This window comes from Pseudomonas sp. B21-017, assembly GCF_024749245.1.
Lineage (GTDB): Bacteria > Pseudomonadota > Gammaproteobacteria > Pseudomonadales > Pseudomonadaceae > Aquipseudomonas.
In genome coordinates this window covers 4,241,249-4,258,924 of the sequence record NZ_CP087194.1, presented here as the reverse complement: position 1 = coordinate 4,258,924, position 17,676 = coordinate 4,241,249, and the positions used below count along the sequence as shown (strand labels likewise).

At 58.9% G+C, this 17,676-nt stretch carries 15 protein-coding genes; 9 read left to right on the top strand and 6 right to left on the bottom strand.

Annotated features, from left to right (window positions below; genetic code table 11):
* Positions 1-39: 39 nt before the first annotated feature.
* Entirely contained in the window at positions 40-1,569 is a 1,530-nt protein-coding gene (locus LOY28_RS19245; protein WP_018925480.1) for a DHA2 family efflux MFS transporter permease subunit, read from the top strand.
* Positions 1,570-1,606: 37 nt separating this feature from the next.
* Here LOY28_RS19245 and lpxH read toward each other — a convergent pair whose 3' ends face one another.
* Both lpxH and LOY28_RS19235 read right to left on the bottom strand, forming a co-directional pair.
* A complete protein-coding gene (lpxH, locus tag LOY28_RS19240; RefSeq protein ID WP_018925481.1) occupies positions 1,607-2,359 on the bottom strand; it encodes a UDP-2,3-diacylglucosamine diphosphatase in 753 nt (250 codons plus the stop codon).
* A complete protein-coding gene (locus tag LOY28_RS19235; RefSeq protein WP_018925482.1) occupies positions 2,356-2,859 on the bottom strand; it encodes a peptidylprolyl isomerase in 504 nt (167 codons plus the stop codon). Before LOY28_RS19235 ends, lpxH begins: the two co-directional genes overlap by 4 nt.
* A gap of 261 nt (positions 2,860-3,120) precedes the next feature.
* On the opposite strand from LOY28_RS19235, the gene LOY28_RS19230 reads away from it, so the two are divergent.
* Both LOY28_RS19230 and cysS read left to right on the top strand, forming a co-directional pair.
* Positions 3,121-4,818 carry a glutamine--tRNA ligase/YqeY domain fusion protein gene (locus LOY28_RS19230; protein WP_258612375.1) on the top strand — a complete coding sequence of 566 codons (1,698 nt, stop codon included), beginning with the start codon at positions 3,121-3,123 and terminating at the stop codon, positions 4,816-4,818.
* Positions 4,819-4,838: 20 nt separating this feature from the next.
* A complete protein-coding gene (cysS, locus tag LOY28_RS19225; RefSeq protein ID WP_019580054.1) occupies positions 4,839-6,221 on the top strand; it encodes a cysteine--tRNA ligase in 1,383 nt (460 codons plus the stop codon).
* Positions 6,222-6,299: 78 nt separating this feature from the next.
* Here cysS and LOY28_RS19220 read toward each other — a convergent pair whose 3' ends face one another.
* The gene (locus LOY28_RS19220; RefSeq protein ID WP_086944997.1) at positions 6,300-8,180 is read right to left on the bottom strand and encodes a sigma-54-dependent Fis family transcriptional regulator; all 1,881 of its coding nucleotides are present in this window, start codon (positions 8,178-8,180) and stop codon (positions 6,300-6,302) included.
* 430 nt (positions 8,181-8,610) lie between these two features.
* Between LOY28_RS19220 and LOY28_RS19215 the strand changes: the two genes are divergently transcribed.
* Genes LOY28_RS19215 through LOY28_RS19190 form a run of 6 tightly spaced genes read left to right on the top strand, consistent with a single transcriptional unit; the run spans position 8,611 to position 14,547 of the window.
* On the top strand, positions 8,611-9,705 hold the full coding sequence (locus LOY28_RS19215) for an ABC transporter ATP-binding protein (RefSeq protein WP_018925486.1): 1,095 nt from the start codon (positions 8,611-8,613) through the stop codon (positions 9,703-9,705).
* Positions 9,705-10,802: an ABC transporter ATP-binding protein gene (locus LOY28_RS19210; protein ID WP_018925487.1), complete on the top strand. Its 1,098-nt coding sequence runs from the start codon at positions 9,705-9,707 to the stop codon at positions 10,800-10,802. The genes LOY28_RS19215 and LOY28_RS19210 overlap by 1 nt, the downstream gene beginning before the upstream one ends.
* Positions 10,799-11,665, top strand: a complete 867-nt coding sequence (locus LOY28_RS19205) for a carbohydrate ABC transporter permease (RefSeq protein ID WP_018925488.1) — start codon at positions 10,799-10,801, stop codon at positions 11,663-11,665. The genes LOY28_RS19210 and LOY28_RS19205 overlap by 4 nt, the downstream gene beginning before the upstream one ends.
* 8 nt (positions 11,666-11,673) lie before the next feature.
* Entirely contained in the window at positions 11,674-12,474 is an 801-nt protein-coding gene (locus LOY28_RS19200) for a carbohydrate ABC transporter permease (RefSeq protein ID WP_105343966.1), read from the top strand.
* Positions 12,475-12,484: 10 nt separating this feature from the next.
* Positions 12,485-12,757, top strand: a complete 273-nt coding sequence (locus LOY28_RS19195; protein WP_105343964.1) for a DUF2160 domain-containing protein — start codon at positions 12,485-12,487, stop codon at positions 12,755-12,757.
* Between the two features lie 47 nt (positions 12,758-12,804).
* Positions 12,805-14,547 (top strand): ABC transporter substrate-binding protein, encoded by a 1,743-nt coding sequence (locus LOY28_RS19190; RefSeq protein ID WP_258612374.1) that lies wholly within the window; start codon positions 12,805-12,807, stop codon positions 14,545-14,547.
* A 43-nt stretch (positions 14,548-14,590) separates the two neighbouring features.
* Here LOY28_RS19190 and LOY28_RS19185 read toward each other — a convergent pair whose 3' ends face one another.
* Genes LOY28_RS19185 through LOY28_RS19175 form a run of 3 tightly spaced genes read right to left on the bottom strand, consistent with a single transcriptional unit; the run spans position 14,591 to position 17,657 of the window.
* Positions 14,591-15,469 (bottom strand): alpha/beta fold hydrolase, encoded by an 879-nt coding sequence (locus LOY28_RS19185; protein WP_258612373.1) that lies wholly within the window; start codon positions 15,467-15,469, stop codon positions 14,591-14,593.
* The gene (locus LOY28_RS19180) at positions 15,469-16,428 is read right to left on the bottom strand and encodes a trans-aconitate 2-methyltransferase (RefSeq protein ID WP_258612372.1); all 960 of its coding nucleotides are present in this window, start codon (positions 16,426-16,428) and stop codon (positions 15,469-15,471) included. The genes LOY28_RS19185 and LOY28_RS19180 overlap by 1 nt, the downstream gene beginning before the upstream one ends.
* Positions 16,425-17,657, bottom strand: a complete 1,233-nt coding sequence (locus LOY28_RS19175; protein ID WP_258612371.1) for a YcaO-like family protein — start codon at positions 17,655-17,657, stop codon at positions 16,425-16,427. Before LOY28_RS19175 ends, LOY28_RS19180 begins: the two co-directional genes overlap by 4 nt.
* Positions 17,658-17,676 lie beyond the last annotated feature (19 nt).

Below are 17,676 nucleotides of genomic sequence, written 5' to 3'. Positions count from 1 at the left end.
CAATCCCGCTCCAAAAAAATCAGCTCCAAAGGATTCGCGATGAGCCATAACGCCTCTTTCTCGCCGCCCAGCCTGGTGCTCAGCACCATCGGCCTGTCGCTGGCGACGTTCATGCAAGTGCTCGACACCACCATCGCCAACGTGGCTTTGCCGACGATTTCCGGCAACCTGGGCGTGAGTTCGGAGCAGGGCACCTGGGTGATCACCTCGTTTGCCGTGAGCAACGCCATCGCGCTGCCGCTGACGGGTTGGCTCAGCCGGCGCTTTGGTGAGGTGAAACTGTTTCTCTGGGCGACGATGCTGTTCGTGCTGGCGTCGTTTCTGTGCGGTATCTCGACTTCGATGCCGGAGCTGATCGGCTTTCGGGTACTGCAAGGCCTGGTGGCCGGGCCGTTGTACCCCATGACCCAGACGCTGTTGATCGCGGTCTATCCGCCCGCCAGGCGCGGCATGGCCCTGGCGTTGCTGGCGATGGTCACGGTGGTGGCGCCGATTGCCGGTCCCATCCTCGGTGGCTGGATTACCGACAGCTACAGCTGGCCGTGGATCTTCTTCATCAACGTGCCGATCGGGGTTTTCGCCGTGATGGTGGTGCGCCAGCAACTCAAGGCGCGTCCTGTGGAGACCAGTTACCAGCCGATGGATTACGTGGGTCTGATCACCTTGATCATTGGCGTTGGCGCATTGCAGGTGATTCTCGACAAGGGCAATGACCTGGACTGGTTCGAGTCGAACTTCATCATCATCGGCGCGGCTATTTCGGTGATTGCGCTGGCAGTGTTCGTGATCTGGGAAATGACCGACAAACACCCGGTGGTCAACCTGCGGCTGTTCGCCTACCGCAACTTCCGCATCGGCACCATCGTGCTGGTGGGCGGATACGCCGGGTTCTTCGGCATCAACCTGATCCTGCCGCAATGGCTGCAAACCCAGATGGGCTACACCGCCACTTGGGCTGGCCTGGCGGTGGCACCGATCGGCATTCTGCCGGTGGTGTTGTCGCCGTTTGTCGGTAGGTACGCGCACAAATTCGACCTGCGATTGCTGGCCGGTGGCGCGTTCCTGTGCATCGGTTTGAGTTGTTTCATGCGCGCCGGGTTTACCAACGAAGTGGACTTCCAGCACATCGCCCTGGTGCAGCTGTTCATGGGCATTGGCGTGGCGCTGTTCTTCATGCCGACCTTGAGCATTTTGATGTCGGACCTGCCGCCGAGCCAGATTGCCGACGGCGCGGGGCTGGCGACCTTCCTGCGGACCCTGGGCGGTAGTTTTGCGGCGTCGTTGACCACCTGGATCTGGATTCGCCGGGCCGATCAGCACCATGCGTATCTGAGTGAAAGCATCACCACCTATGAGCCGGCAACCCGGGAGGCGTTGAACACGCTGGGCGGGGCGGGCAACCCGGCCTACGCGCAACTGGATCATGTACTGACCAGCCAGGCGTACATGCTCTCCACCGTGGATTACTTCACGTTGCTGGGGTGGGCGTTCATGGGCTTGATTCTGCTGGTATGGCTGGCGAAACCGCCGTTTGCGGCGAAGGCGGGGCCGGCTGCTTCCGGCCACTGAGGCAGGAAGATCGGTCCCACGCAGAGCGTGGGAACGATCAGGCTGAAGGTGCTGCCAATTGCGGCGGCGGGGTGAAATCAAACGGCGCCAACGCAAACCCTTGCTCATCCACCTGCAACGCCCAGCCTTGACGGTCCCAATCCCCCAGCACAATGCGCTTGGCCGCTTGCTCGCCAATCTGCAACTTGTGGATGGCGGGGCGATGGGTATGGCCGTGGATCAGGGTTTTCACGCCATAGGCCTGCATGACCCGCGGCACTTCTTCCGGCGTGACATCGACAATGTCATTGGCCTTCATCCGCGTTTGCGCACGGCTTTCACTGCGCAGCTTGCGCGCCAGTTTATGCCGGGTGCCCAAAGGCAGATGGCGCAGGATGAACAGGGTGATCGGGTTACGCAGGTAGCGCCGCAGCTTCATATAACCTACGTCGCGGGTGCAGAGGCTGTCGCCGTGCATCAACAGCACCGGCTCGCCGTAAAACTGCACGACACTCGGATCTTTGAGCAAGGTACAGCCGGCCGCTTTGCAGAAGGCCTTGCCGAGCATGAAGTCGCGATTGCCGTGCATCAGGAAAATGGCCGTGCCGCTGTCGCTCAAATTACGCAGGGCCTGGCAGATGGAACGCTGGAAGGCTGTCATGGCATCGTCGCCAATCCACGCCTCGAAAAAGTCGCCCAGAATGTACAACGCACTCGCCGAGCGGGCGCGTCCAGCGAGCAAATCCAGAAACGCCCGGGTAATGTCCGGGCGCTCCTCTTCCAGATGCAAGTCTGAAATCAGCAGTATCACTCAATGATCTCGGCTTTCTCGATGATCACGTCGTCTGCAGGTACGTCCTGGTGACCGGCCTTGGAGGTGGTGGCCACGCCTTTGATCTTGTCGACGACGTCGGTGCCTTCAACCACTTCGCCGAATACCGCGTAGCCCCAGCCCTGAACGGTCTTGGCGCTGTGGTTCAGGAAGCTGTTGTCAGCCACGTTGATGAAGAATTGCGCGGAAGCCGAATGCGGCTCCATGGTGCGGGCCATGGCAACGCTGTACTTCTTGTTCGGCAGGCCGTTGTCGGCTTCGTTCTGAATGCTTGGGCGCTTGTCTTTCTTTTCTTTCATGCCTGGCTCGAAACCGCCGCCCTGGATCATGAAGTTACCGATGACGCGGTGGAAAACAGTGTTTTCGTAGTGACCGGCCTTGACGTATTCGATGAAGTTGGCAACGGTCAGCGGTGCCTTTTCAGCGTTCAGTTTCAGGACGATGTCGCCGAAGTTGGTAGACAGTTTGACTTGAGTCATGATCAGTACTCTTTATAGAAATTCGTGGGTTAGGGGCGCTTTGGCCCTCAACCGGTCCGGCCAGTGTCGGCCAAGGTGCGCAGTTTAGCGTGCCGGACGCGAATTTCGAGGCTGTTTTTCATCGCCGGCCGATTAAATGCAACCGATTGCCGGCCTGCTCTGTCAGCCACTTGACAGCATCGGCTATGATAAGCCCCTTTGATTTATAACAGCCGCTTTGATTTGGCCAACTGGCCGCGCACTTGTACGTTCAAGGATCCTATGAGCAAGCCCACTGTCGACCCTACCTCGAATTCCAAGACCGGCCCTGCCGTGCCGGTCAATTTCCTGCGCCCGATCATCCAGGCGGACCTGGACTCGGGTAAGCACACGCAGATCGTTACCCGTTTTCCGCCTGAGCCCAACGGTTACCTGCACATCGGTCACGCCAAGTCGATCTGTGTGAACTTCGGCCTGGCCCAGGAATTCGGCGGCGTCACGCACCTGCGTTTCGACGACACCAACCCGGCCAAGGAAGACCAGGAATACATCGACGCGATCGAAAGCGACGTCAAATGGCTGGGCTTCGAATGGTCCGGTGAAGTGCGCTATGCCTCGCAGTATTTCGACCAGTTGCACGACTGGGCGGTAGAGCTGATCAAGGCCGGCAAGGCCTATGTCGACGACCTGACCCCCGAACAGGCCAAGGAATACCGTGGCAGCCTGACCGAGCCGGGCAAGAACAGCCCGTTCCGCGACCGCTCGGTTGAGGAAAACCTCGACCTGTTCGCTCGCATGAAGGCCGGCGAATTCAAGGACGGCGCACGTGTGCTGCGGGCCAAGATCGACATGGCCTCGCCGAACATGAACCTGCGCGACCCGATCATGTATCGCATCCGTCATGCCCATCACCACCAGACCGGCGACAAGTGGTGCATCTACCCGAACTACGACTTCACCCACGGTCAGTCGGACGCCATCGAAGGCATCACCCACTCGATCTGCACCCTGGAGTTTGAAAGCCATCGTCCGTTGTACGACTGGTTTCTCGACAACCTGCCGGTGCCGGCGCACCCGCGTCAGTACGAATTCAGCCGTCTGAACCTGAACTACACCATCACCAGCAAGCGCAAGCTCAAGCAACTGGTCGATGAAAAGCACGTCAATGGCTGGGACGATCCGCGCATGTCCACGCTGTCGGGTTTCCGCCGCCGTGGCTACACGCCGAAATCGATCCGCAACTTCTGCGAAATGATCGGCACCAACCGTTCCGACGGCGTGGTGGATTTCGGCATGCTCGAATTCAGCATCCGTGACGACCTCGACCACAGCGCCCCGCGCGCCATGTGCGTGCTGCGTCCGCTGAAAGTCGTGATCACCAACTACCCGGAAGGTCAGGTCGAAAACCTCGAACTGGCGTGCCACCCGAAAGAAGACATGGGCGTGCGCGTTCTGCCGTTCGCCCGTGAGCTCTACATCGACCGTGAAGACTTCATGGAAGAGCCGCCAAAAGGCTACAAGCGCCTGGAGCCGAACGGCGAAGTGCGTCTGCGCGGCAGCTACGTGATCCGTGCCGACGAAGCGATCAAGGACGCCGATGGCAACATCGTCGAACTGCGTTGCTCGTACGACCCGGAAACGCTCGGCAAGAACCCTGAGGGCCGCAAGGTCAAAGGCGTGATCCACTGGGTGCCGGCCGCGGCCAGCGTCGAGTGCGAAGTGCGTCTGTACGATCGTCTGTTCCGTTCTCCGAACCCGGAGAAGGCCGAAGACAGCGCCAGTTTCCTGGACAACATCAACCCTGACTCACTGCAAGTCCTCACCGGTTGTCGTGCTGAACCCTCGTTGGGCAACGCACAGCCGGAAGACCGTTTCCAGTTCGAGCGCGAAGGTTACTTCGTCGCGGATATCAAGGACTCGAAACCGGGCGCTCCGGTATTCAACCGTACCGTGACCCTGCGTGATTCGTGGGGCCAGTGATCAAGTCTTAAGGAACCGTCGTGCTTACGATCTACAACACGCTCACCAAGAGCAAAGAAGTCTTCAAGCCGCTGGATGGCAACAAGGTGCGCATGTACGTCTGCGGGATGACCGTGTACGACTACTGCCACCTGGGCCATGGCCGCAGCATGGTCGCGTTCGACCTGGTGACCCGCTGGTTGCGGTTCAGCGGTTACGACCTGACCTACGTGCGCAACATCACCGATATCGACGACAAGATCATCAATCGGGCCAACGAGAACGGCGAGTCGTTCGAGGCCTTGACCGAGCGCATGATCGCAGCGATGCACGAAGATGAAGCGCGCCTGAACATCAAAAAACCGGACATGGAGCCGCGTGCCACGGATCACATCCCGGGCATGCACGCGATGATCCAGACCCTGATCGACAAGGGTTACGCCTACGCACCGGGCAATGGCGATGTGTACTACCGCGTCGCCAAGTTCATGGGCTACGGCAAGCTGTCGCGCAAGAAGATCGAAGACCTGCGCATCGGCGCACGAATCGAAGTCGACGAGTCGAAACAGGACCCGCTGGACTTCGTGCTGTGGAAAGGCGCCAAGCCAGGCGAGCCGAGCTGGCCATCGCCGTGGGGCGACGGTCGTCCGGGCTGGCACATCGAGTGCTCGGTGATGTCCACCTGCTGCCTGGGCGAGACCTTCGATATTCATGGCGGCGGCAGCGACCTCGAGTTCCCGCACCACGAAAACGAAATCGCCCAGAGCGAAGCGGCCACCGGCAAGACCTACGCCAACGCGTGGATGCATTGCGGCATGATTCGCATCAATGGCGAGAAGATGTCCAAGTCCTTGAACAACTTCTTCACCATTCGCGACGTGCTCGACAAGTACCACCCGGAAGTCGTGCGTTACCTGCTGGTGTCGAGCCACTACCGCAGCGCGATCAACTATTCGGAAGACAACCTCAAGGACGCCAAGGGCGCCCTCGAGCGTTTCTACCATGCGTTGAAAGGCCTGCCGAAAGTGGCACCTGCTGGCGGCGAAGCCTTCGTCGAGCGTTTCACCCAGGTGATGAACGACGACTTCGGCACGCCGGAAGCCTGTGCGGTGCTGTTCGAGATGGTCCGCGAGATCAACCGTCTGCGCGAGAGCGATCTGGATGCGGCGGCCGGTCTGGCGGCACGCTTGAAGGAACTGGCCAGCGTGCTGGGTGTATTGCAGCTTGAAGCCGATGACTTCCTGCAGGCCGGTGCCGAAGGGCGGGTCGACGCGGCTGAAGTCGATGCACTGATCCAGGCGCGCCTGACTGCCCGTGCCAACAAAGACTGGGCCGAATCCGACCGCATCCGCGACCAGCTCACCGCCATGGGCGTGGTGCTGGAAGACGGCAAGGGCGGCACGACCTGGCGTCTGGCTGACTGATCGCTGCGTTTGCTACAAACAAAACCCGCCTTGTGCGGGTTTTTGTTTGTTTGGTTGAAGATCAAAAGATCGCAGCCTTCAATCCCCCAATTGGCGCAACCGCTTGTAAAGGGTATTGCGACTAACCCCTAACCGCCGCGCCAAGTGCGAAATATTTCCCCCAGCCGCCTGCAATTGCCGATTCAATGCCTCGGCATCATTCAAATCAACGGCTATCGGCTCCGGCGTATCCACCGGCTCCATCTCCAGATCGACAAAAAAATCATCCGGCAAATGTTCCGGCCGCACGGGTTGCTCTTCGGCCATGGCCAACGCCACCTGCATCACGCTGCTGACCTGACGCAAATTCCCCGGCCACGGATGGCGGCTGAACAGTTCCAACACCTCGGGGCTCAACCCGGCCCACTGCGACGGTTCACGGTGTTGCTCCCACAAGCGCTTGAACAACGCCTGCTTGTCGCTGCGCTCCCTGATCGGTGGCAGTTCCAGGGTCAAACCGCCGATGCGGTAATACAAATCCTCACGAAACCGCCCCAACTGCACCTGCTCGCGCAACAAGCGGTTGGTCGCCGAGATGATCCGGATGTCCACCGGGAACAACTCGCTGCTGCCCACCGGTTGTACGCAACGTTCCTGCAATACCCGCAGCAGCCGGGCCTGGGTCGGTAGCGGCATGTCGCCGATTTCATCGAGGAACAGGGTGCCTTTGTCGGCCTTGCGGATCAGCCCGATGCTGCCTTTCTGGTTGGCGCCGGTGAACGCGCCTTTCTCGTAGCCAAACAGCTCGGACTCCACCAGTTCGGCGGGGATCGCTGCACAGTTGACGGCAATGAACGGTTGTTTGCTGCGTGAGCTGGCGTGGTGCAGGGCTTTGACGAAGACTTCCTTGCCGACCCCGGTTTCCCCGTGGATCAACAATGGAATGTCCTTCTCCAGCAAACGTTCGGCCTGGCGCACGGCTTTTTCCACGCGGCTGTCGCCAAAGTGCAGGGTGTTGAGGCTGATCGCGGCGGGCGCTGCCAGGGTGGGCTCAGTGCACTTTATTTCAGGGCTTTTCGTTTCAGTGCTCTTTTTTTCTGCAAACAGCCGCGCCTGAATCGACGCCTGTTTCGGTCGTTTCAGCACGCACTGGAAACGGTTGTTTCCTGAGGCTTGCAGGGAAAACGGCAGGCCGTCCGGCTGATTCAGCAGTTCCATCAACGAGACTTTGAACAGGCTTTCGACGCTGACCCGCGACAGGCTGATGCCCAGCAGATTGTCGGCCCGGCGGTTGGCCGACAGTACCTGACCGGTTTCATCGAAGATCAGCATCCCGGCCCATTGGCTGTCGAGGTTGTTCAACCCGGTGTTGAAGGTCAGTTGGAAATGCTGGCCGTGGAACAGGTTGAGGATCAGCCGGTTCTCCACGGTCTGGCTCATCATCTTGACCATGCCCAGGGTGTGGGAGGGCGGCAGGTAGCTGTCGCTGGACACGTCCAGCACCGCGATTACCTTGCGCTCGGCATCGAAAATCGGCGCGGCGGAACCGGTCATGAAGCGGTTGGCCTTGAGGAAATGCTCATCGTGCTCGATGTGCACGGCCTGCTCGCAGGCCAGCGCGGTGCCGATCGCATTGGTCCCGCTGCAATGCTCCATCCAGCTGGCGCCGACGCTGAAACCGCGGGTCAGGCTCGGTTCGATGAAACGCTGGGTACCCCACGACGTCAGCACCTGGCCGTGATTGTCGGCGAGCATGATCAGGCAATTGGAGTTGCTGAGGATGTTTTCGTAATACGGCAGGACTTCCTGATGGGTGGTTTGCACCAGGGAATGCTGGCTCTCCAGCAAGTGGGCGATGCCGTCTGCCGGCAGCTGATCGAACGCCGGAGCGCTCTGATGATCGAGCCCGAACGCGCGGCAGCGGGACCAGGAGTCCTGGATGATGGCGTCGTGGGAGCGCTTTGAGACAGGTACGGCCATGGCGGTCGATCTCTGGGCATTATTATTTTTGTTATGAGTAACACGCTTCATGTAGCAGCTGGCGAAGCCTGCGTTCGGCGACGCAGTCGTCGTGAAATCAGGCGTCGCGGTGTATCAGGACGACCACGCAAACAGGTCTTACGACGACTGCGTCGCCGAACGCAGGCTTCGCCAGCTGCTACACAGGATGTGGGGGATTCGAGTAATCGTCTTGCTAAAGCATCCGTAGAGTGTTGTTCACTATTGTTCATTGTCAACCGCCGGATTGTTCAGTTGTTCATTCGTGGTTGTTCATTTCTGTTCATCAACGAATCCGATTTTTATCTTGTTTGATGGGATTTCCAGCCAAATCAAACGTTTGAGATTTTTGGCACGGATGTCGCTATGTAGCTCCGGTCGCTTGACTCAAAAAATAAAAAAAGGCCGAGCCATGTCACTAATCCTGGAACATGTCAGCCGCACCATCGAAGGCCAGACCTGGATCGACGATGCGTGCCTTAATTTCGAACCCGGATCGTTCAACGTTTTGCTCGGTCGCACGCTGTCCGGCAAAACCAGCCTCATGCGCCTGATGGCCGGTCTGGACAAGCCCGACAGCGGCCGCATCCTGATGAACGGCGTCGACGTCACCCAGCGCCCGGTGCGTTTGCGCAACGTGTCGATGGTCTATCAGCAGTTCATCAATTACCCGACCATGACGGTGTTCGAGAACATCGCCTCGCCGCTGCGTCAGGGTGGCGTTGCCAATGAGCTGATCCAGAGCAAAGTGCTGGAAACCGCGAAGATGCTGCGCATCGAGAAGTTTCTCCAGCGCCATCCGTTGGAGCTCTCCGGCGGCCAGCAACAGCGCACCGCCATGGCCCGGGCGCTGGTCAAGGACGCCGAGCTGATTCTGTTCGACGAGCCGCTGGTCAACCTCGACTACAAGCTGCGCGAGGAGCTGCGCCAGGAAATGCGCGAGCTGTTCAAGGCGCGCAATACCATCGCGATTTACGCCACCACCGAACCCAACGAAGCCCTGGCGCTGGGCGGCACCACGACGATTCTTCACGAAGGCCGGGTGATTCAGAGCGGCAAATCCTCCGAGGTGTATCACCAGCCGCAAACCGTGCTGGCGGCGGAGTTGTTCTCCGAGCCACCGATCAACCTGATGCCGGGGCGCATTGCCGGCAACGAAGTCAGTTTCGCCAATTTCGTGCACTTCCCGTTGAACGTCGATCTGCGTCCGGTGGGCGAGGGCGAGTTCCGTTTCGGCGTGCGTCCCAGCCATATCTCGCTGGTGCCGAGCAACGACGACGATCTGGAACTGGCGGTGACCGTCGAGGTGGCCGAGATCAGCGGTTCGGAAACCTTCCTGCACGTGCGCAACGAGTATTTCTTGCTGGTGCTGCACTTGCCGGGGGTGCACGAATACGACGTCGATGCGCCGATTCGCATCTATATCCCGACTCATAAACTGTTTGTGTTCGATATGCAGGGGCGGCTGGTCCAGGCGCCCGGTCGCCGTATTGCGAGGGTTGCCTGATGGCCGAAATCCGTTTGCAGAGCCTTGCCCACAGCTACACCCGCACGCCAGCCGGCCCTGAGGATTACGCGATCCGCGAGATGGACCACGTCTGGGAGCAGGGCGGCGCTTATGCGCTGCTCGGGCCATCGGGGTGCGGCAAGTCGACCTTGCTCAACATCATTTCCGGGTTGCTCAGCCCGTCCCAGGGCCAGGTGTTGTTCGACAGTAAAGTGGTCAACGAACTGACCCCGGAAAAGCGCAACATCGCCCAGGTTTTCCAGTTCCCGGTGGTCTACGACACCATGACAGTGTTCGACAACCTGGCCTTCCCGCTGCGCAATCAGGGCATGGTCGAAGCGAAAATCTACAGCAAGGTGCATGAAATCGCCGAAGTCCTCGACCTTCAGGCATTGCTGCACAAGAAGGCGCGCAACCTCACCGCCGATGAAAAACAGAAAGTCTCCATGGGCCGTGGGCTGGTGCGCGATGACGTGTCGGCGATCCTCTTCGATGAACCGTTGACGGTAATCGACCCGCACCTGAAGTGGAAGCTGCGGCGCAAGCTCAAGCAGATCCACGAGCAGTTCAACATCACCATGGTCTACGTCACCCACGATCAGCTCGAAGCTTCGACCTTCGCCGACAAGATCGCAGTGATGTATGGCGGGCAGATCGTGCAGTTCGGTACGCCACGGGAATTGTTCGAGCGGCCGAGCCACACCTTTGTCGGCTATTTCATCGGCAGCCCGGGGATGAACCTGATCGAGGTTCAACCGCAACCCGGCGGTGTCGGTTTTGCCGGGACTCACTTGCCGTTGTCCGAAGCGATGCAGAAACAAATCGCCGACACCGAATGGAAAACCCTGAAGGTCGGCATCCGTCCGGAGTTCGTTCATGTGTGGGAGGAGGCCTTTGATGACGCGTTGCAGGCAAAGGTCGTACACGTCGAAGACCTGGGCACCTACAAGATCATGACCCTGAACCTCGACGGCGTTCTGCTGAAAGTACGCCTGGCCGAAGACAAACCGGTGCCCGATGGCACGGTGTACATCAGTTTTCCGGCCCAGTGGTTGATGGTCTATGCCGATGATTACCTGCTGGAGGTGCTGCCATGAACAAGGTGCAGAACAACAAGGCCTGGTGGCTGGTGCTGCCGGTGTTCCTGCTGGTGGCATTCAGTGCGGTGATCCCGATGATGACCGTGGTCAACTACTCGGTGCAGGACATCTTCGACCAGTCCAGCCGCTACTTCGTCGGCGCCGACTGGTACAAGCAGGTGCTGCTCGATCCACGCCTGCATGCGTCTTTGCTGCGTCAGTTCATCTACTCCGGCTGCGTGTTATTGATCGAAATCCCGTTGGGCATCGCCATCGCCCTGACCATGCCGATCAAGGGCCGCTGGTCGTCGGTGGTGCTGATCATTCTGGCGATTCCGCTGCTGATTCCATGGAACGTGGTCGGCACCATCTGGCAGATCTTCGGTCGCGCCGATATCGGCCTGCTCGGGTCGAGCCTCAACGGCATGGGCATCAGCTACAACTATGCGGCCAACACCATGGATGCCTGGGTCACGGTGCTAGTGATGGATGTGTGGCACTGGACGTCGCTGGTGGCGTTGTTGTGTTTCTCCGGTCTGCGGGCGATTCCGGACGTGTACTACCAGGCGGCGCGGATCGATCGGGCGTCGGCCTGGGCGGTGTTCCGACACATCCAGTTGCCCAAGCTCAAGAGCGTGCTGCTGATCGCGGTGATGCTGCGGTTCATGGACAGTTTCATGATCTACACCGAGCCGTTCGTGCTGACCGGTGGCGGTCCGGGCAATGCCACGACCTTCTTGAGTCAGACTTTGACCCAAATGGCCGTAGGCCAATTCGATCTGGGCCCGGCGGCAGCTTTCTCGCTGGTGTACTTCCTGATCATCCTGTTGGTGTCGTGGCTGTTCTACACCGCCATGACTCACTCTGACGCCAATCGGTGAGGCCCGCCATGAGCAAGAGAAAGCTGATCCCGCTGCTGATCTACATCCTGTTCCTTTTGGTGCCGATTTACTGGCTGTTGAACATGTCCTTCAAGAGCAACACCGAAATCCTCGGCGGCCTGACGCTGTTTCCCCAGGATTTCACCTTCGCCAACTACAAGGTGATCTTCACCGACCCGAGCTGGTACACCGGCTACCTCAACTCGGCGTACTACGTCAGCATGAACACGATCATTTCCCTGACCGTGGCGTTGCCGGCGGCCTATGCGTTTTCCCGTTACCGCTTTCTCGGTGACAAGCACCTGTTTTTCTGGCTGCTGACCAACCGCATGGCACCGCCGGCGGTGTTCCTGCTGCCGTTCTTCCAGCTGTATTCCTCGATCGGGTTGTTCGACACGCACATCGCGGTGGCGTTGGCTCACTGTCTGTTTAACGTGCCGCTGGCGGTGTGGATTCTTGAGGGCTTCATGTCTGGTGTCCCCAAGGAAATCGACGAAACGGCCTACATCGACGGCTACAGCTTTCCCAAGTTCTTCGTGAAGATTTTCGTCCCGCTGATCGGTTCCGGGATCGGTGTCACGGCGTTTTTCTGCTTCATGTTTTCCTGGGTCGAACTGTTGCTGGCGCGAACCCTGACGTCGGTGAACGCCAAACCCATCGCCGCGGTGATGACCCGTACGGTCTCGGCGTCGGGCATCGACTGGGGCGTGCTAGCGGCAGCGGGGGTGTTGACCATCCTGCCGGGCATGCTGGTGATCTGGTTTGTTCGCAACCATGTGGCCAAGGGCTTTGCCCTGGGCCGGGTATGAGGAACTGATGATGGAATGGATGAGTTGGACCGGCCCGACGGCGGCGTTCTTCGGCGTCATCGCCTTGATCCTGGTGGGCATGACGACCTGGGAGTTGCGTTCGCCAAGCATTCTTCGAAAAGGTTTTCTGCCGATTGCCACCACCCGTGGCGATCGCTTGTTTATCGGTCTTCTCGGCAGCGCCTACCTGCATTTGCTGGTAATCGGCGTCACCGACTGGAGCATCTGGATAGCGTTCGCGTTGTCCCTGGTGTGGCTGTTGGCTGTGATGCGTTGGGGCTAGTCGAATCGCTCGGCAATGTTGCTCCGAAACCCATAAAGGAGGTCTCTATGTTCGACAAAAACAATAAGCTGCGACATAGCATTTCACTGGCAGCCATGCTGGCACTCAGCGGATTGAGCGCATCGGCCTGGGCTGATGCCTACGAAGACGCTGCGAAAAAGTGGATCGGCGGCGAATTCAAACCGTCCACCTTGACGGCCGATCAGCAACTCGCGGAATTGAAGTGGTTCATCAAGGCGGCCGAGCCGTTTCGCGGGATGGACATCAAGGTTGTCTCGGAAACCCTGACCACCCATGAATACGAGTCCAAGGTGCTGGCCAAGGCCTTCACCGAGATCACCGGGATCAAAGTCACCCACGACTTGCTGCAAGAAGGCGATGTGGTGGAAAAGCTGCAGACCGTGATGCAGTCGGACAAGAGCATCTATGACGGCTGGGTCAACGACTCCGACCTGATCGGTACGCACTTTCGCTATGGCAAGACCGAGTCGATCACTGACCTGATGGCCAACGAAGGCAAGAACTTCACCTCGCCGACCCTCGACATCAAGGACTTCATCGGCATTTCCTTCACCACCGCGCCCGATGGCAAGCTCTATCAATTGCCCGATCAACAGTTCGCCAACCTCTACTGGTTCCGCGCCGACTGGTTCGAGCGCCCGGAGCTGAAAGCCAAGTTCAAGGAAAAGTATGGCTATGAACTGGGCGTGCCGGTGAACTGGTCTGCCTATGAAGACATCGCCAAATTCTTCAGCGAAGACGTCAAGGAGATCGACGGCAAGCGGGTCTACGGGCACATGGACTACGGCAAGAAAGACCCGTCCCTGGGCTGGCGCTTTACCGATGCCTGGTTCTCCATGGCCGGTGGCGGTGACAAGGGCTTGCCCAACGGTTTGCCGGTGGATGAGTGGGGCATTCGTGTCGAAGACTGTCATCCGGTCGGCTCCAGCGTGACCCGCGGAGGCGATACCAACGGCCCGGCAGCGGTTTTTGCCACCACCAAATACGTCGACTGGCTGAAGAAATATGCGCCACCGGAAGCGGCGGGCATGACCTTCTCCGAATCCGGCCCGGTGCCGTCCCAGGGCAACATTGCCCAGCAGATTTTCTGGTACACCGCGTTCACCGCCGACATGACCAAACCGGGGCTGCCGGTGGTGAATGCCGACGGTACGCCGAAGTGGCGCATGGCGCCGTCGCCGAGAGGGCCGTACTGGGAAGAGGGCATGAAGCTTGGGTATCAGGACGTGGGTTCCTGGACATTCATGAAGTCCACGCCTGAGAAACAGAAACTCGCGGCCTGGCTGTACGCGCAGTTCGTGACCTCGAAAACCGTGTCGCTGAAGAAAACCATCGTCGGCCTGACACCGATCCGCGAGTCGGACATCAACTCTCAAGCGATGACCGACCTGGCGCCGAAGCTCGGTGGCCTGGTCGAGTTCTACCGTAGCCCGGCCCGCGTGCAATGGACCCCGACCGGCACCAACGTGCCGGACTATCCGCGTCTGGCACAGTTGTGGTGGAGCCACATCGCCGAAGCCGCCAGCGGCGAGAAAACCCCGCAACAGGCGCTCGATGGTCTGGCCAAGGATCAGGACGCGATCATGACCCGTCTGGAACGCTCCAAGGCCCAGGCCACTTGCGCGCCGAAAATGAACCCGGAACGCGACGCGCAATACTGGTTCGACCAACCGGGCGCACCGAAGCCGAAACTGGCCAACGAGAAGCCCAAGGGTGAAACCGTGAGCTATGCCGAACTGCTGAAATCGTGGGAGGTGGCGCGTAAGTAACAGATCGGCCTGCGACGTCGAACGGCACCTTCGGGTGCCGTTTCTATTTATGCCCACTTTCTCGTTTCAGCGACTGGCGCACGGTTCTCATTATCGCGAGGTCGAAGGCGTTGTGCCCGGCGTGGAGCAGACGACAACGGATATTCTGGCGCTGGCGAAGCCAACGTACGCTGGACATGCCAAAGGTGTCTTTGATGCCTTGTATCACCAGGGTATCGGGATCGACCCAGAGACGCTCGTCCGCCCGCGTGAAGAAATAGTGATTAACGTGGTAATGCAACTCCAGGCAGATGGCGCGCACCGCTTCTTCATCAACGAAGTCTTTGAGTGCGTGCGGGCACATCGATTGCCCGTTCAATTGCAAAATGGCCTGCAGCCAGTGGATGGCAGCCTGACGCTGTTGCACCTCGCAACCATTGCTCAGTAGCTGGTAGATACCCCGCGCACTGGCGTCGTGGGAGCCAAAGGCGAATTGAGATAAACCCTCGCTCAAGGTTTTATCGTAGGCGCTTACGTTCGCAACAAACGGTATGAACACCGAGACCAACGTGGTTTTCAGAATGGCGTCGGGATAGCGCCGCTGGTATTGGATGGCCAACCAGCTTCCCCATGAAATGCCCAGCAAACTGATTTTTTCGAAACCAAAATGCCGACGCAGGGCATCGATGTCTTCAACGGATAGCCCAGTGTTGTTGTGCTGGAGCTCGCCGATGGGAAGGGAGCGCCCGCAGCCTCGCTGGTCGAACAAAATGATATCGAAACATCGCAGATCGAAGAACTCAAGATGATGGAGGGTGCTACGACCACCCGGCCCGCCATGCAGGAAAAATATCGGTTCGCTGCCGGGGGTGCCGTGCCGCTCCCAATAGAGATGGTGGCCGTCACAAGTCGGGTAGTAGCCATTGATCGGGGAGACCAGCATCAGATGGGAACCTTCAGCCTGTAGAACTGGAACAGCTCCGTGTGCCCGGGGCGGGCCGCTACACTGGAAATCACCTGCAGTTTCAGGATCTGGGCCATGTAGGGAACGGAAATCAGTACCGGCGTATGGCCGAAAACGATAATCGTGCCTCCCGGATTCACGCACGGTGCCATATCGTGCAATGTCTGCTGCGCATCGGCGCGAGTCATGACTTCGGCATTGAGGAAACGCAGTATCAGCACATCACATTTGATGCCGGCAGAGGCAATGTTTCGGGCATCGGCCAGATAAAATTCGGCAGATGAGGTGCCATGACGATTTTTTGCATGTTCGATCATCGAGGCCGAACGATCGGAGCCCAGGCAATGTCGGTCGGGGAGTTCGCGGGCCAGGTGCGCAATGAATTCCCCAGTCGAGCACGCCGGATCATGAATCACCGCGCCGGGACTCGATATCGTCTTGAGTAACGTTGCGCAGTGCTGGCGAAAGTGGCTTTCGTCGGCATCCAGTTGCTTGGCGAGCGATTCATTGCACTGCCAGTATTCGGGCGGGCAAACAAACTCCAGGCCCGTGTCATCAGTGACAGGAAACGGGAAACACACCTCGCTGTCCGGTTGAGTCTGCGCAACGTGGAAAGCCGTTTCCTTTTCTTGTCGGGTAACTCCTCGAAAATAGATCTCTGCACCTTCATTGCCCCAATGCCACTCAGCGAGCGGTCCGAGCAACATCCAGGGCCTGAGCAGGCTGTTGATATGCCAGCCGTCAGTGTCAGTGTGTTGCAGGACTTTTCGGCCCACCCAGTCGCAGCCATTCACGCGCAGAACGAAGAGCTGATGGAGCCCCGGCCCCAAGGGCTCGATGTAACGATCGAGTTTGCCAGGGGATGCCACATGACGGACGAAGGATTGAGCCAAGCGCTGTTCTCGATGGAGGGCAGTCGTTGCCGATCGAGCGTTCATGCCGGCGCTCCATGTCGCCTTTCCAAGCGCCGTCCCCGCGCCTGCGGGATAACCACGTTGCCGCTGGAGACTACGAAAAATCGCTCCAGCCCCGGAATGACGACATTGACCAGCGTGGTCCCGAGTGCGGTCTGGTGAAGCGGTGCAATGCCCAGCGTGCGCCCATACCGATGCAGGTCTTCGGCCAGCAAGCTGATTTGCTCGGCCAATGGTCGTTCATCACGAGCATCGGGCAAGACTACCGTTTGTTGCTCGCACAGGTTCAACAGCGGATGCAGATCGAATCGCAGGCAGCGCAACAGGCGAGGAAAGGCCGTCAGATGCCGCTGAGCGTTGCTCAGATAGTCTCTCAGTTCAGGCTCCGAGGACCAAAGATGTAACTGAACCAGTTCGGTAAGTGCTCGCCATGCGCCATGCCTGGCATCGATCGAGCAACCGGTGCCGAAGACTCGCGGGTGAGTGCATGGCGCGGCTGAAAAGGCCAGAAAGGTTCGCGGCAGGAATTCGGTGCTGATGTCGACAAGGACGATCTCGGCACCGATCTCCGCTTCGGCGTCCAGCCACAGCCGACCCAGCTCGTCGTGATCGGACATGCGTGCGACGCGGCGCAGGGGCGCGTGGTTTTCGTAGTAGAAATGCTCCAGCAAGAACAACGAAACCGCATCGCGCTCAATACATTCATTGGCAGCATGCAAAATCGCCTCGTTGTAAGTTGCGCCAATAGCGGTTCCGCTATTACTGGCATAACGTTGCAGTGCGCCATAGTTGGTTGTGTCTTGTATCAGTGTTCGTCGTGAATAACCGGGTGTGCATAAAGCGACCGGGTATGTAAATGAAGTGCGCTTTAGAACATCCGTATACTGTCGGCAGGCTGTTATGGCATTGGGTTGTTCGGCGATAAGTGCCAGGGCAGTGTCGTCGGTAAATAGTGATGTGTCGGAAAAATAGCGCGGGGCTACATAGTGAATGTCGGATGTATCCAAGTGGTCACTTAAATAGTGTTCCAGCATTTCGTAAAGTGCACCGACACGGGCGTGGCGCGGGTAGCCTTTACCTGATCCCCTGGCGGTGTGGTGCTGATCGCTGGAGCTGGCAGAGGCATGGACCGCGACAATCTGCTGGCCCAGTGTGCGGGTGTCGACACGCAGGCCCAAGCCATCAAGTTCAGCGTGAATCCGCTGTTCAGCTTGCTCCAGGGTGAGTTCTCGTTCGGCAAGTGTGAAACCCATTGTTCGTTCCCTCGAGAAA